14 protein-coding genes are annotated in these 14,452 nt (G+C 73.9%); 10 read left to right on the plus strand and 4 right to left on the minus strand.

Annotated features, from left to right (window positions below; all coding sequences use genetic code 11):
- The 9 genes from IE217_RS28905 to IE217_RS28945 form a co-directional block, all read left to right on the plus strand.
- The coding region (locus tag IE217_RS28905; RefSeq protein WP_308432780.1) for an acyl-CoA carboxylase subunit beta at nt 1-871 on the plus strand (871 nt) is incomplete at its 5' end.
- Nucleotides 872-952: 81 nt separating this feature from the next.
- Nucleotides 953-1,939 carry an agmatinase gene (speB, locus tag IE217_RS28910; protein WP_190180902.1) on the plus strand — a complete coding sequence of 329 codons (987 nt, stop codon included), beginning with the start codon at nt 953-955 and terminating at the stop codon, nt 1,937-1,939.
- 74 nt (nt 1,940-2,013) lie between these two features.
- Nucleotides 2,014-3,864 (plus strand): gamma-glutamyltransferase family protein, encoded by a 1,851-nt coding sequence (locus tag IE217_RS28915; RefSeq protein ID WP_190180903.1) that lies wholly within the window; start codon nt 2,014-2,016, stop codon nt 3,862-3,864.
- Between the two features lie 106 nt (nt 3,865-3,970).
- On the plus strand, nt 3,971-4,816 hold the full coding sequence (locus IE217_RS28920) for an inositol monophosphatase family protein (protein ID WP_190180904.1): 846 nt from the start codon (nt 3,971-3,973) through the stop codon (nt 4,814-4,816).
- 317 nt (nt 4,817-5,133) lie between these two features.
- Complete coding sequence (locus IE217_RS28925; protein WP_190180905.1) at nt 5,134-6,543, plus strand: phytoene desaturase family protein; 1,410 nt, start codon at nt 5,134-5,136, stop codon at nt 6,541-6,543.
- Nucleotides 6,540-7,082, plus strand: coding sequence for an O-acetyl-ADP-ribose deacetylase (locus IE217_RS28930; RefSeq protein WP_190180906.1), 543 nt, complete (start codon nt 6,540-6,542; stop codon nt 7,080-7,082). The genes IE217_RS28925 and IE217_RS28930 overlap by 4 nt, the downstream gene beginning before the upstream one ends.
- Nucleotides 7,083-7,192: 110 nt before the next feature.
- Nucleotides 7,193-8,707, plus strand: a complete 1,515-nt coding sequence (locus IE217_RS28935) for an AlkA N-terminal domain-containing protein (RefSeq protein WP_308432781.1) — start codon at nt 7,193-7,195, stop codon at nt 8,705-8,707.
- A 13-nt stretch (nt 8,708-8,720) separates the two neighbouring features.
- Nucleotides 8,721-9,257 carry a methylated-DNA--[protein]-cysteine S-methyltransferase gene (locus tag IE217_RS28940; RefSeq protein ID WP_190180907.1) on the plus strand — a complete coding sequence of 179 codons (537 nt, stop codon included), beginning with the start codon at nt 8,721-8,723 and terminating at the stop codon, nt 9,255-9,257.
- Between the two features lie 228 nt (nt 9,258-9,485).
- Nucleotides 9,486-9,695 carry a hypothetical protein gene (locus IE217_RS28945; protein WP_190180908.1) on the plus strand — a complete coding sequence of 70 codons (210 nt, stop codon included), beginning with the start codon at nt 9,486-9,488 and terminating at the stop codon, nt 9,693-9,695.
- Between the two features lie 66 nt (nt 9,696-9,761).
- Here IE217_RS28945 and IE217_RS28950 read toward each other — a convergent pair whose 3' ends face one another.
- Together IE217_RS28950 and IE217_RS28955 are read right to left on the minus strand one after the other, a co-directional pair.
- On the minus strand, nt 9,762-10,253 hold the full coding sequence (locus IE217_RS28950) for an NUDIX domain-containing protein (protein WP_190180909.1): 492 nt from the start codon (nt 10,251-10,253) through the stop codon (nt 9,762-9,764).
- A complete protein-coding gene (locus tag IE217_RS28955; protein ID WP_190180910.1) occupies nt 10,250-11,362 on the minus strand; it encodes an ADP-ribosylglycohydrolase family protein in 1,113 nt (370 codons plus the stop codon). Before IE217_RS28955 ends, IE217_RS28950 begins: the two co-directional genes overlap by 4 nt.
- Before the next feature lie 172 nt (nt 11,363-11,534).
- Between IE217_RS28955 and IE217_RS28960 the strand changes: the two genes are divergently transcribed.
- Nucleotides 11,535-12,686, plus strand: a complete 1,152-nt coding sequence (locus tag IE217_RS28960; protein WP_229865675.1) for a glycerate kinase — start codon at nt 11,535-11,537, stop codon at nt 12,684-12,686.
- A 147-nt stretch (nt 12,687-12,833) separates the two neighbouring features.
- On the opposite strand, the gene pssA is transcribed toward IE217_RS28960, so the two are convergent.
- Together pssA and IE217_RS28970 are read right to left on the minus strand one after the other, a co-directional pair.
- A complete protein-coding gene (gene pssA / locus IE217_RS28965; RefSeq protein WP_190180988.1) occupies nt 12,834-13,652 on the minus strand; it encodes a CDP-diacylglycerol--serine O-phosphatidyltransferase in 819 nt (272 codons plus the stop codon).
- A 22-nt stretch (nt 13,653-13,674) separates the two neighbouring features.
- Nucleotides 13,675-14,331 (minus strand): phosphatidylserine decarboxylase, encoded by a 657-nt coding sequence (locus IE217_RS28970; protein ID WP_189706045.1) that lies wholly within the window; start codon nt 14,329-14,331, stop codon nt 13,675-13,677.
- Nucleotides 14,332-14,452 lie beyond the last annotated feature (121 nt).

Genomic DNA, 14,452 nt, shown 5'->3' on the forward strand with positions numbered 1-14,452 from the left:
CTTCGCCTACGACGACGAGGAGACCTGCATCGCCGAGGTGCGCTACCTCCTCTCCCTCCTTCCGCAGAACAACCGCGAACTGCCCCCGGACGCACCCTCCGGCGACCCGGCCGACCGCGGGAACGGGGCGCTGTCGGCGCTGGTGCCCGTGGACGGCACCCGGCCCTACGACATGCGCGCCGTGATCGAGGAGATCGTCGACGACGGCGAGTTCATGGAGGTCCACGAGCGCTGGGCGACCAACGTGATCGTCGCGCTCGCCCGCCTGGACGGCCGCGTGACCGGCATCGTCGCCAACCAGCCGCAGGTGCTGGCCGGCGTCCTCGACATCGAGGCCAGCGAGAAGGCCGCCCGCTTCGTGCAGATGTGTGACGCCTTCAACATCCCGCTGGTCACCCTGCTCGACGTACCCGGCTTCCTGCCGGGCGTCGACCAGGAGCACGGTGGAATCATCCGGCACGGCGCGAAGCTGCTGTACGCCTACTGCAACGCCACCGTGCCGAGGATCTCGCTGATCCTGCGCAAGGCGTACGGAGGTGCCTACATCGTGATGGACTCCCAGTCGATCGGCGCCGACCTGACGTACGCCTGGCCGACCAACGAGATCGCCGTGATGGGCGCCGAGGGCGCGGCCGGAGTGGTGTTCCGCCGGCAGATCGCCGAGGCCGACGACCCCGAGGCCATGCGCGAACGCATGGTGAAGGAGTACAAGGCCGAGCTGATGCACCCCTACTACGCCGCCGAGCGCGGCCTGGTGGACGACGTCATCGACCCGGCCGACACCCGCGAGGTGCTGATCCGCGGTCTGGCGATGCTGCGCACCAAACACGCCGACCTGCCCTCCCGCAAGCACGGCAACCCCCCTGCCTGACCCACCGGTTCACACCCGCCACGCCCGCGAAGGCCGCGGGCGGAGCACGCACATCCCCCAGAGGAAGGCCCCGCACCCACCATGACCGACCAGCCCCACGGCGTCGTCCCGCCTCGCGGACCGGAGGAGTCCGAGCGGACCCTCCACTACGCGGGCCCGGCCACCTTCGGCCGGGTGCCGCGCCTGGACGAGGTCGAGAACACCGACATCGCCGTGGTGGGCGTGCCCTTCGACTCGGGCGTCTCCTACCGTCCCGGCGCCCGCTTCGGCGGCAACGCCATCCGGGAGGCCTCCCGCCAACTGCGGCCCTACAACCCGGCCCAGCAGGTCTACCCCTTCCACTTCGCCCAGGTCGCGGACGCCGGCGACATCACCGCCAACCCCTACGACCTCAACGAGGCGGTGGAGACCATCGAGGCCGCCGCCGACGAACTCCTCGGCACCGGCGCCCGGTTGATGACCCTGGGCGGCGACCACACCATCGCCCTGCCCATGCTGCGCGCCGTGGCCCGCCGGCACGGTCCCGTCGCCCTGCTGCACTTCGACGCCCACCTGGACACCTGGGACTCCATCTTCGGCGCGCAGTACGCCCACGGCACGCCGTTCCGCCGCGCGGTCGAGGAGGGCGTGCTCGACACCTCCGCCCTCTCCCACGTCGGCATCCGCGGCCCGCTCTACCACCAGAACGACCTCGCCGAGGACGCCAAGCTCGGCTTCGGCATCGTGACCTCCGCCGACGTCATGCGGCGCGGCGTGGACGAAGTGGTCCAGCAACTGCGCGAGCGCATCGGCGAACGCCCCCTCTACATCTCCGTCGACATCGACGTCCTCGACCCCTCCCACGCCCCCGGCACCGGCACCCCGGAGGCGGGCGGCCTCACCTCGCGCGAACTCCTCGAGATCATCCGCGGCCTGTCCGACTGCCGGCTGGTCTCCGCCGACCTGGTCGAGGTCGCCCCCGCCTACGACCACGCCGAGATCACGTCCATCGCCGCGTCCCACACCGCGTACGAACTCGTCACCATCATGTCCCGCCAGATGGGCCCGGCCCGCTGGGGAGCCAAGTGAACGGACGACCACCCGGGGCCCGACCGGCGTAGCCTGTCGCCGACCGGCCGGCGGCGACGGACACGAGGTGACAGATGCGGTTCACCACCCGCCCCACGCTCCAGGGCACCTTCGGCATGGTGTCCTCCACCCACTGGCTGGCCTCGCAGTCGGCCATGGCGGTGCTGGAGGACGGCGGCAACGCCTACGACGCGGCCGTCGCCGCCGCCTTCGTGCTCCACGTCGTCGAACCCCACCTCAACGGGCCCGCCGGCGAGGTGCCGATCCTGCTCGCCCCGGCCGGCGGCGAGGTCCGGGTGCTGTGCGGGCAGGGCGTCGCCCCGGCCGGCGCGACCGTCGCCCACTACCGCGGCCTCGGACTCGGCCTCGTACCCGGCACCGGACCGCTCGCCGCGGCCGTGCCCGGCGCCTTCGACGCCTGGATGCTCCTGCTGCGCGACCACGGCACGAAATCCCTCGACGACGTCCTGAAGTACGCCATCGGCTACGCCGAGCACGGACACGCGCCCGTGGAGCGCGTCGGCCAGACCGTCGAGACGGTACGGCGGCTGTTCGAGACCGAGTGGACCTCCTCGGCCGAGGTCTACCTGCCCGGCGGGCGCCCGCCCCGCCCCGGCGAACTCCTGCGCAACCCCGCGCTCGCCGCCACCTGGAAGCGGCTGCTCGCCGAGACGGCCCACGCGGGGGACCGGGAGGCGCGGATCGAGGCGGCGCGCGAGGTCTGGCGCACCGGCTTCGTCGCCGAGGCCCTCGTCCGGCAGTCCGGGCGGCCCACCATGGACACCAGCGGCGAACGCCACGCCGGCACCCTCACGGCCGCCGACCTCGCCGGCTGGTCCGCCGCCTACGAGAGCCCGGTCACCTACGACTGGAACGGCTGGACCCTCTGCAAGGCCGGGCCGTGGAGCCAGGGCCCGGTGTTCCTCCAGCAACTCGCCCTGCTCCCGTGCGAACCGTCCGAACTGCCCGCACGCGGCTCCGCGGACTACCTGCATCTGCTCATCGAGGGCTGCAAGCTGGTGATGGCCGATCGCGAGGCCTGGTACGGGGACGCGGCCGAGGTGCCGCTCGCCGAGCTGCTCTCGCCCGGCTACAACGCCGGGCGGCGCGCACTGATCGGCCCCCGGGCCTCCTTGGAGATGCGGCCCGGCAGCCCCGGCGGACGCGTCCCGCGGCTGAGCGCGCACGCGACAGCGGCGGGGGCGGGCTCGGCGGCGGTCGTGGGGGAGTTCGACGCCCTGGGCGTCGGCGAGCCCACCGTGGCCAAGCCGCCGACCTCCCCCGTGCCGGGCGAACCCCAGGTCGCCGCCGACGGCACGACCCGGGGCGACACCTGCCACCTCGACGTCGTCGACCGCTGGGGCAACATGGTCGCCGCCACGCCCAGCGGCGGCTGGCTCCAGTCCAACCCCGTCGTCCCCGAACTGGGCTTCCCGCTGGGCACCCGGCTGCAGATGGCCTGGCTGGAGGAGGGCCTGCCGAACTCGCTGACCCCCGGCCGCCGCCCCCGTACCACCCTCAGCCCGTCGATCGCGCTGCGCGAGGGCGTGCCGGTCATGGCCTTCGGCACGCCCGGCGGGGACCAGCAGGACCAGTGGCAGCCGCACTTCTTCCTGGCGGCCGCCCTGAGCGCGCCCGTCCGCGGCGGCCTCGATCTCCAGGGGGCGATCGACGCGCCCAACTGGCACAACGACTCCTTCCCCGGATCCTTCTACCCGCGCGGGATGCGCCCCGGCAGCGTCACCGTGGAGTCACGCACGGACCCCGGGGTCGTCGCCGCGCTGCGCCGCCGGGGCCACCACGTGACGGTCGGCGAGCCCTGGTCGGAGGGCCGCCTCTGCGTCGTCGCCCGCGACCCGCGCACCGGCATCCTGTCGGCGGCCGCCAACCCGCGCGGGATGCAGGGGTACGCGGTCGGCCGCTGAGCAGGGGGTGCCCTGGTGATCCGCGGCACCACGTGTTCATGCCGATTCCACCCGGTGTGCACCGGCCGGGCGGGGATTGTCACAGGCGCGTGGTCTCATGGAGGGCATGATCGAAGAATCGGAAACCATCGAGGAGTTTCTCGCACGCCACTCGGCGGACGTGGAGGACGCGGTGCGCAAGGCGGCCGCCGCCGAGATCATGCCCCGCTTCCGCAGGCTCGCCGAGCACGAGGTCGACCAGAAGTCCGGCCCGCACGACCTGGTGACGGACGCCGACCGCCTCGCCGAGCTGTACCTCACCGACACCCTCGCCGCCCTGCTGCCCGGCTCCGTGGTGGTCGGCGAGGAGGCCGTCCACGCCAACCCGGCCGTCTACGAGGCGATACGGGGCGAGGCCCCCGTGTGGATCGTCGACCCCGTCGACGGAACGCGGCAGTTCGTGCACGGCGACCCCGGCTTCTGCACGCTCATCGCCCTCGCCCACCACGGAGTGGTGCGGGCCTCCTGGACCTACGCCCCGGTCCGCGACCAACTCGCCGTGGCCGTGCGGGGACAGGGCGCCCACCTGGACGGAGCCCGGCTGCGCTCCGGCACGCCCGAGCCGGGCCGCCCGCTCCAAGTCGCCACCTCCCACCCGGACTTCACCACCGCCGAGCAGAAGCACGCCCTGCTCGGCCTGCGGACGGAGGGGGTCGCCCCCCGCCCCTGCGGCTCGGCCGGCCTGGAGTACCTGGCGGTCGCCCGGGGCGAGCTGGACGCCACGGCCTTCTCCTGGGAGGCCGCCTGGGACCACGCGGCGGGCCTGCTGCTGGTCGAGGAGGCCGGCGGCGCCCACGCCACCTCCACCGGTGAGCCCTTCCGCATAACCGGCGGCAACGCCCTGCCGTTCACGGCGGCACGCGACGCGGCCACGGCCCGCCGGTTGGTGGCGCTGCTGTCGCCGCCGGCCTGAGCCCGCGTGCCGGGCCGCGCCCTACCGCGGCGGCCGCGGTCGCGCGGGTGCTCGTGGTTCGTCGGCCGCGGGCGGTCGCGCGTGGGTGCTTGTGGTCCTTCGGCTGCGGGCGGTCGCGCGTGGGTGCTTGTGAACCATCGACCGCGGGTGGCCCCGGCCGGTTCCGCGCGGGCTTTCGTGTCCGGCGGCCGCGGGTGGTCGCGGCGGTTTCGCGTGGGTGGCCGGGTGGTCCGAGCCCGTGCCGTGCCGGCCGGCCCCGCGGCATATCCTGAGCGCAAGTGGCCATCGGCTGACGAAGGGGTCCGAAGGTGCCGTCGATGCTCGATGCGGTCGTGGTGGGTGCGGGGCCGAACGGACTGACCGCTGCCGTGGAGCTCGCCCGGCGCGGCTTCTCGGTGGCCGTGTTCGAGGCGCGGGACACCGTCGGCGGCGGCGCCCGCACCGAGGAGCTCACCCTGCCCGGCTTCCGGCACGACCCGTGCTCCGCCGCGCACCCCCTCGCCATCAACTCGCCCGCCTTCCGCGCCCTGCCCCTGGAGCGGTACGGCCTGGAGTGGCTGCACGCCCCCCTGCCCATGGCGCACCCCTTCGCGGACGGCACCGCGGCCGTCCTGGCCCGCTCGGTCGCGGAGACGGCCGCCTCCTTCGGACCACGTGACGCGGGCGCGTACCGCAGACTGGTCGCGCCGTTCCTGCCCAGGTGGGACACCCTGGTCCGCGACTTCATGTCGCTGCCCATCACGGCCCTGCCCCGCGACCCGGTCACCCTCGCCCGCTTCGGCCTCGCCGGCCTGCCCCCGTCCACCTGGCTGATGCGCCGCTTCCGCGACGAGCGCGCCAGGACCCTCGTCGCCGGCCTCGTCGCCCACGTCATGGCCCCCCTCAGCGGCTTCGCCACCGGCGCCATCGGCCTGGTCTTCCTCCTCGCCGCCCACGCCCGCGGCTGGCCGGTGGCCCGCGGCGGCTCCCAGGCGATCTCCGACGCCCTCGCCGCGTACCTGAAGGACCTGGGCGGCGCCGTGCACACCGACTACGAGGTCAAGCGCCTCGACGACCTGCCACCCGCGCGGGCGTACGTCTTCGACACCTCGCCCACCGCCCTGGCCCGCATCGCCGGCCTCGGCCGCTACTACGAGGGGTACCGCTACGGCCCCGGCGTCTTCAAGATCGACTACGCGCTGGACGGCCCGGTCCCGTGGACGGCCCAGGAACCCCGCCGCGCCGGCACCGTGCAGATCGGGGCCGACAGCGCCGAGATCGGCGCGGCCCTGCGCGCGGCCTCCCGCGAGGGCCGCGCGCCCGACCGGCCCTTCCTCATCACCGTCCAGCCCAGCCTCGTCGACCCCACCCGCGCCCCGGCCGGCAAACACGTCTTCTGGGCCTACGGCCACGTCCCCAACGGCTGGAACGGCGACCTCACCGACGCCGTCGAGCGTCAACTGGAGCGCTTCGCACCGGGGTTCCGCGACCGCGTCCTCGCCCGCGCCACCGCCGGACCGGCCGAACTCGCCGCCCGCAACGCCAACTACGTCGGCGGCGACATCGGCACCGGCGCGGTGGCCGGACTCCAGCTCCTGCTGCGCCCCAAGCTGTCCCTGTTCCCGTACACCACCCCGCACCCGGCGGTCTTCATCTGCTCCTCCGCCACCCCGCCCGGCCCCGGCGTGCACGGCATGTCCGGGCACAACGCGGCGAAGGCCGTATGGAGGAGGCTGCGCCAGACATGAGCACCGGACAACCCGTCCTCACCCTCGTACAGGGCGACATCACCCTCCAGAGCGCCGACGCCATCGTCAACGCCGCCAACTCCTCCCTGCTGGGCGGCGGAGGCGTCGACGGCGCCATCCACCGGCGCGGCGGCCCGGCCATCCTCGAGGAGTGCCGCGCCCTGCGCGCCTCCCTTGCCCGAGCGGGAAACCCCCTCGGCCGTGGTCTGCCCACCGGACAGGCGGTCGCCACCACCGCGGGCAGGCTGGACGCCCAGTGGGTGATCCACACCGTGGGCCCGGTCCACAGCACCACCGACGACCGCTCGCCCCTGCTCGCCTCCTGCTACCGCGAGTCCCTGAGGGTCGCCGATGAGCTCGGCGCCCGCACGGTGGCCTTCCCCGCCATCTCCACCGGCGCCTACCGCTGGCCCGTGGACGACGCGGCCCGGATCGCGGTGACCACCGTCCGGGCGACGGAGACGGCCGTGGAAGAGATCCGCTTCGTCCTCTTCGACGGGCGGGCGTACGAGGTGTTCGCCACGCACCTCGGCGGCTGACCGGAGGACGCCCCCACAGGCCACCGGGTGATCCGCGTGGTCCCAGTACAGCCGACCTTCATGTCGGATTCTCGCCAGCCCCACGCCCGCCGGTGCCCGATGCTGGAGGCATGCAGAACGGGATGCACAGCGACCGTGAGCGCTGCGTGCGCGCAGTCCAGTCCAAGGACGCACGGTTCGACGGCTGGTTCTTCACCGCCGTCCTGACCACGGGCATCTACTGCCGGCCCAGCTGCCCGGTGGTACCGCCCAAGCCCGAGAACATGACCTTCTACCCGAGCGCGGCCGCCTGCCAGCAGGCCGGATTCCGCGCCTGCAAGCGCTGCCGCCCCGACACCAGCCCCGGCTCACCGGAGTGGAACCAGCGCGCCGACCTGGTCGCCCGCGCCATGCGGCTGATCGCCGACGGCGTGGTGGACCGCGAGGGCGTGCCGGGGCTCGCCGCCCGCCTCGGCTACAGCAGCCGCCAGGTCGAGCGCCAGCTCCGCGCCGAACTGGGCGCCGGCCCGCTCGCGCTCGCCCGCGCCCAGCGCGCCCAGACCGCCCGGCTGCTGATCGAGACCACCGCCCTGCCGATGGCCGACATCGCCTTCGCCGCCGGCTTCGCCTCCATCCGCACCTTCAACGACACCGTGCGCGAGGTCTACGCACTGTCCCCCGGCGACCTGCGCACCCGGGCCGCCGCACGGTCCACGAGCCGCACGGCGACAGCCCCGGCCCCCGCGGCGCCCACCACTCCCGGCGCCCTCTCCCTGCGCCTCCCCTTCCGCGCCCCGCTCAACCCGGACAACCTCTTCGGCCACCTCGCGGCGACCGCCGTACCCGGCGTCGAGGAGTGGCGCGACGGCGCCTACCGCCGCACCCTGCGCCTGCCCTACGGAAACGGCATCGCCGCGCTCACCCCGCGGCCGGACCACATCGCCTGCCGCCTCACCCTCAGCGACCTGCGCGACCTGCCCGTCGCCATCAGCCGCTGCCGGCGCCTGCTCGACCTCGACGCCGATCCGGTGGCCATCGACGACCAGCTCCGAGCCGACCCGGTCCTCGCGCCCCTGGTCGACAAGGCCCCGGGCCGCCGGGTGCCGCGCACCGTCGACGAGGCCGAGTTCGCGCTGCGCGCGGTGCTGGGCCAGCAGGTCTCCACGGCCGCCGCCCGCACCCACGCGGCCCGCCTGGTCACCGCCCACGGAGAACCGGTCGACGACCCCGAGGGCGGCCTCACCCACCTCTTCCCCTCCGCCGGGGCGCTCGCCGCCCTCGACCCCGAGTCGCTGGCGATGCCCCGGACACGGCGGACGACGTTCACCACACTGGTCCGCCGACTGGCCGACGGTGAGCTGCACTTGGGCGCGGACAGCGACTGGCAGGAGACCCGCACCCGTCTCCTCGCGCTCCCCGGCTTCGGCCCCTGGACCGCCGACGTCATCAGCATGCGCGCCCTGGGCGACCCCGACGCCTTCCTCCCCACCGACCTGGGCATCCGCCGGGCCGCACAGGAACTCGGCCTGCCCTCCACCCCGGCCGCCCTCACCGCACGCGCCGCGGCCTGGCGGCCCTGGCGGGCCTACGCCGTGCAGTATCTGTGGGCGACTGACAGCCACCCGATCAACTTCCTTCCCGTCTGAGGACGTTCCCACGATGAACGAGCACATCACCACCAAGCGGCACACCGCGAACAGGCCGGGCACCACGACCAGGCAGCACACGGTCACCGACAGCCCGTACGGCCCACTGACCCTCGTCGCCGAGGACGGCGTCCTGTGCGGCCTCTACATGACCGACCAGCGCCACCGCCCGCCCGAGGAGACCTTCGGCGACCTGGACGACACCCCCTTCACCGAGGCGAAGGAACAACTGGAGGCCTACTTCGCGGGCGACTTGAAGACCTTCACCCTCGAATTGCGCCTGAACGGCACCCCGTTCCAGCGCAGCGTCTGGGAACAGCTGCGCGCGATCCCGTACGGCCAGACCCGCTCCTACGGCCAACTCGCCGACGCCCTCGGCAATCCGGGCGCCTCCCGCGCGGTCGGCCTCGCCAACGGCAGGAACCCCGTCGGCATCATCGTCCCCTGCCACCGCGTCATCGGCTCCGGCGGCGGCCTCACCGGCTACGGCGGCGGCCTGGCCCGCAAGCGACGCCTGCTCGACTTCGAGCGGGGAGCGGGCCTCTTCTGATCCCGCCGGGCCCTGATCCCCCCGGACTCCGCCCCCTCGGACCTGTCCCCTCGGACCTGTCCCTTCCGACCTTTCCTTTCAGACCTGTTGCGCGATCTGCACAGCGCGTTCGCGGCCTGAACACGGCACCTGACGGTGCGCCTGCTTGGATTCCACAGGTCGCGGCCCGTCCGTCCCCGGCGGGGCCGCACCCCGTTCCCGCAACACAGGTACGAAGGGAAGTTCCCCATGCGCTCCGCTCACCACTTCGAGACGGCCGAGCTCTCCGAGACCGAGCTCGACACCGTCTCCGGCGGCCTCGCCCCGCACGTCGCCGTCGTCGCCGGTCCCACGGCCCTCACCGACTCCGACCTCCTGGCCCAGGCCGGCGCGGTCCAGAACCAGGTCCTCGGCACCCTCGGCGAGTACCACCAGGCCGGCGTGGCCGTCTCCTTCTGACCGGCACCGCATGCCCCGAGGCCCGGCCGCCCACCCGTGTCGGGTGAGCGGCCGGCCCCGGACGGGTCAGCCCACGCGGTGGCCGTTCTCCAGTTCCGCTGTGCCGGTGCCGTCCGTGAGGACGTCCAGGGCGGCCAGTACCCGGCGGCCGAGGGCGCCCGGCAGGTGGGCGGTCAGCTCCTCGCGCGGGACCAGACGCCAGGACAGCAGCTCCTCCTCCTGGAGCCGGATCGCGCGTAGGTCGTCCTCCGTGAGGGTTCCGCCGTCGTAGAGATAGGCGACCAGCGGCGGGCGGCCGGTGCCGTGCACCCAGTCCACGGCGAGCAGCCGCCCGAGTTCGCGGTCGAGCCCGATCTCCTCCAGCGTCTCGCGGCGCGCGCCCTGGCGCGGGGTCTCCCCGTCGTCGGACTCGATGGTGCCGCCCGGGAGCGCCCAGCCCTCCCGGTAGTTGGGCTCGACGAGCAGCACCCGGCCCTCCGCGTCGCGGAAGAGCGCGGCGGCGCCGGAGATGACGCGGGGCAGGCCCGCGATGTACGTGGCGAAGTCCGCAGTGGTCATCCTGGAAGGGTAACCAGTCGCAGCGTGCGCTCGGCCAGGTCCGAGACGCGCACGCCGTCGAAGCCGAACACCGCGCTGCGGACCGTGTCCTCCAGCGGGTCCTTCCACTGCGCCGGAATCGCCCGCGCGCCGGTGAGCACCCCGGCCACCGAACCGGCCGTGGCCCCGTTGGAGTCGGTGTCCAGGCCGCCCCGGACGGTCAGCGCGATCGTGCGGGTGAAGTCGCCGTCGCCGTAGAGCAGCCCCGCCGTGATGACGGCCGCGTTCGGCACGGTGTGGATCCAGCCCAGGCCCGCCGTCTCCTGCGCGAGCGTGCTCAGCGTGTCCTCCCACCGCATCCCGGCCTCGTGCAGCGAGGCGGCCCGCCGCACGGTGCGGGCCAGCCTGCTGCCCGCCGGCACCACCAGCAGCGCCCGCTCCACCGCCGCGCGCACAGTCGGTGCCGTGAACGCCGACGCGATCAGCGCCGCCGCCCACATCGCGCCGTAGACGCCGTTGCCGGTGTGCGACAGCACCGCGTCGCGGCGGGCGAGCGCGGCCGCGCGGCCCGGGTCGCCGGGGCTGGTCCAGCCGTAGACGTCCGCGCGGATCAGCGCGCCGATCCACTCCTGGTACGGATTGTCGTACGTCGCCGTCAGCGGCGGCTTGATCCCCGAGGCGAGGTTGCGGTACGCGGCGCGCTCCGCGGTGAACGTCTGCAGGTACGGCAGCCGCAGCAGCCACAGGTCGCCGACCTGCTCGGTGCTGAAGCCGAAGCCGTGCGTCTCCAGCAGGTGCAGGCCGAGGACCGCGTAGTCGACGTCGTCGTCGCGGCAGCTGCCGTGGATCCGCCCGCGGACGCATTCCCGCCACTCGGGGCGCAGCGCGAGGCAGGTGTCCTCGTCGGGCGGTTCGGGGAGGTAGTCCGTCAGGGGCAGCGCCCGCGACAGGCGCAGGTAGCGGTCGATGCGTTCGCGCGTCCACACCTCGCCCTGCTCGACCGGCTTGCCCAGCATGTTGCCCGCGATCCGGCCCAGCCAGCCGCCGAGGACGCGGTCGGCGAGCCCCGGCTCGTCCTCGGCAGGGATCACTGGCTCGCCCTTCACAGGGGCGCCCTCCACAGGGGTCATAGGGCTGATGTACCCGGATTTGCCAGGGGCTTCCCAGGGGCTTCCGAGCGGCGCCACGGGTCCTTCGCAGGGTTCGGCCGGGCATGGCGGCGCGGGCGCGTTCCCGGTTAAGGTCGCAGTGGCGCGACTGGTCCCGACACGCGCGGGGCCCGGAGAGCAAGGGGATGGCAAGGTGGCGGACGCTGCAGTGCGGGACACCCGCAGGGTGCTGGTTGCCGCGGACAAGTTCAAGGGGTCGCTGACGGCCGTGCAGGTCGCCGAGCGGGTGACCGCGGGCCTGCGCAGGGTCGTACCGGACCTTCCAGTCGAGACGCTGCCCGTCGCCGACGGCGGCGACGGCACGGTCGACGCGGCGGTCGCGGCCGGCTTCGAGCGCCGGGAGGTACGGGTCGCCGGTCCCCTCGGCCAGGAGGTGAGCGCCGCCTTCGCGCTGCGCGAGGGCACCGCGGTCGTGGAGATGGCCGAGGCCAGCGGGCTGCAACGGCTGCCCGCCGGGGTCTTCGCCCCGCTCACGGCCTCCACCTACGGCTCGGGAGAACTGCTGCGCGCCGCGCTGGACGCGGGCGCGCGGACGATCGTGTTCGGCGTCGGCGGCAGCGCGACGACGGACGGCGGCGCGGGCATGCTGTGCGCGCTCGGGGCCCGGTTCCTGGACGCGCAGGGCGAGCCGGTCCCGCCCGGGGGCGGGGCACTGGCCGGACTCGCCCACGCCGACCTGTCCGGCCTCGACCGGCGGCTCGCCTCCGTCGACCTCGTCCTCGCCAGCGACGTCGACAACCCCCTGACCGGGCCGCTGGGCGCGGCCGCCGTCTACGGGCCCCAGAAGGGCGCCTCCCCGGACGACGTCGAGACGCTGGACGCGGCGCTGGCGCACTTCGCGAAGGTGCTGGAGGACGCGGTGGGGGAGCGGGCGGCGAAGTGCGCCCAGTCGCCCGGCGCGGGCGCCGCGGGCGGCATCGGGTACGGCGCGCTGCTCCTCGGCGCGCGGTTCCGGCCCGGCATCGAGGTCATGCTCGACGTGCTCGGGTTCGCGCCCGCTCTGGAGCGGGCGTCGCTGGTGATCACCGGCGAGGGCTCGCTGGACGAGCAGACGCTGCACGGCAAGGCCCCGGCCGGGGTCGCCGCGGCGGCGCGCGCGGCCGGCAAGGAGGTCGTGGCGGTGTGCGGACGCCTGGCGCTGCAGCCCGCCGCCCTGGGACGGGTCGGCATCCGGCGCGCGTACGCCCTGACCGACGTCGAACCGGACGTCGCCACCTGCATCGCCGAGGCGGGGGACGTCCTGGAACGGCTGGCGGAGCGGGTGGGCCGCGACTTCCTGCTCTGACGCGGGCTCCCGCCCGCCGCGCCCACGGCGTGCCGCGCACCTCGAGGTTACATGTGAGCCGCCGGCGGGCGGCACGGGAGGCGGCACGTGAAGGGCCCCGAACCGGTGACCGGTTCGGGGCCCTTCACGGCGTGGGGCGGCGGGGCGCTACGGCAGCTGGGCCGTCCGCGCCTCGCGGCGGTTGTCGCGGAAGTTGTTCACCCGGCGGGCCGTGGCGAACAGCGGGATCACCGCGCCCATGACCAGCTGGAGCGCGCAGCCGGTCTGCAGGAGCAGCTGGCCGCTCGGGGCGTCGAAGGCCCAGGCGGCGAGCAGCCCCATGGACAGCACGATCCAGGAGAGCATCGCCACCGCGAGCCGGCCCCGCGGCTTGGGGTACTCCACCCGGCTCACCATCAGCCAGGCGGTGCCGAGGATGGCCAGCAGCGTCGCCACGAAGGGCAGCTCCAGGAGCACGATGGAGACCACCGTGAGCGCCCCGAAGGGGCTCGGCATGCCCTGGAACACGCCGTCCTTCATCGTCACGCACGAGAAGCGCGCGAGTCTGAGCACCACCGCCAGCAGCACCACGATCGCGCCGAGCGCGGCCACCCGCTGGTGGGCGTCGTCGGCGACCATGCCGTAGACGAGGACGAAGTACGCCGGGGCCAGGCCGAAGCTGATCAGGTCGGAGAGGTTGTCCAGCTCCGCGCCCATGGGCGAGCTGCGCAGCTTGCGGGCGACCAGTCCGTCGAACAGGTCGAAGACCGCCGCGCACAGCATCAGGATGACGGCGGTGGCGGCGCTGTGCCGGGCCATGCCCGACTCCTGGCTGCCGGTGAGGTGCGGGATCAGGATGCCGGTGGTGGTGAAGTACACCGCCATGAAGCCGCACGTGGCGTTGCCCAGGGTGAGGGTGTCCGCTATCGACAGGCGGAGCGAGAGGGGCATCTCCTCCTCGTCGTCCACTTCGTCGGCCTCGGGCACCCAGCCGGCCTGGGTCTCGGGATCAATCACGGTCAATGCGAGTCACCCCAGCCACGGTCTTCTGGCCGACCTCGACCGCGACCTCCACGCCCTCGGGCAGGTAGATGTCGACGCGCGAGCCGAACCGGATGAGGCCGATCCGCTCGCCCTGCTCGACCTTGGTACCGGACGGCACGTAGGGGACGATGCGGCGGGCCACCGCGCCGGCGATCTGGATCATCTCGATGTCGCCGAGCTCGGTGTCGAAGTGCCAGACGACCCGCTCGTTGTTCTCGCTCTCCTTGTTGAACGCCGGAACGAACCCGCCGGGGATGTGCTCGACCGACGTGACCGTGCCGGAGAGCGGGGCGCGGTTGACGTGGACGTTCAGCGGGCTCATGAAGATCGCGACGCGGGTGCGGCCGTCCTTCCACGGCATGATGCTCTGCACCACACCGTCGGCGGGCGAGATGACCCGGCCCTGGGCGATCTCGCGCTCGGGGTCGCGGAAGAACCACAGCATCCCCGCCGCGAGCGCGGTGGCGGGGACGGCTACGGCCTTGGCGGCACCCGAGCGGCGGGCGCGTACCAGGCTGACGGCTGCGGTGGCGACGGTCGGCAGAAGCCACGGCGAGGCTCCGCGCGCGAGGCGTACGCCGGCGAGGCTGTCGCGAGGTGCAGAGGTTTGGCTGTGGGGCATGGATGACCTTCGTAACGGATGATGCCGCGTTTTCGACGGGGGACGGCGGCTTTCCGCGATCGTAGCGGTTAAGGGCCACAACTGGGTAAGCCGAGCTGCCGAGTCGGCGGCGGAAGCCCCC

Source organism: Streptomyces naganishii JCM 4654 (assembly GCF_014650575.1).
Taxonomy (GTDB): domain Bacteria; phylum Actinomycetota; class Actinomycetes; order Streptomycetales; family Streptomycetaceae; genus Streptomyces; species Streptomyces naganishii.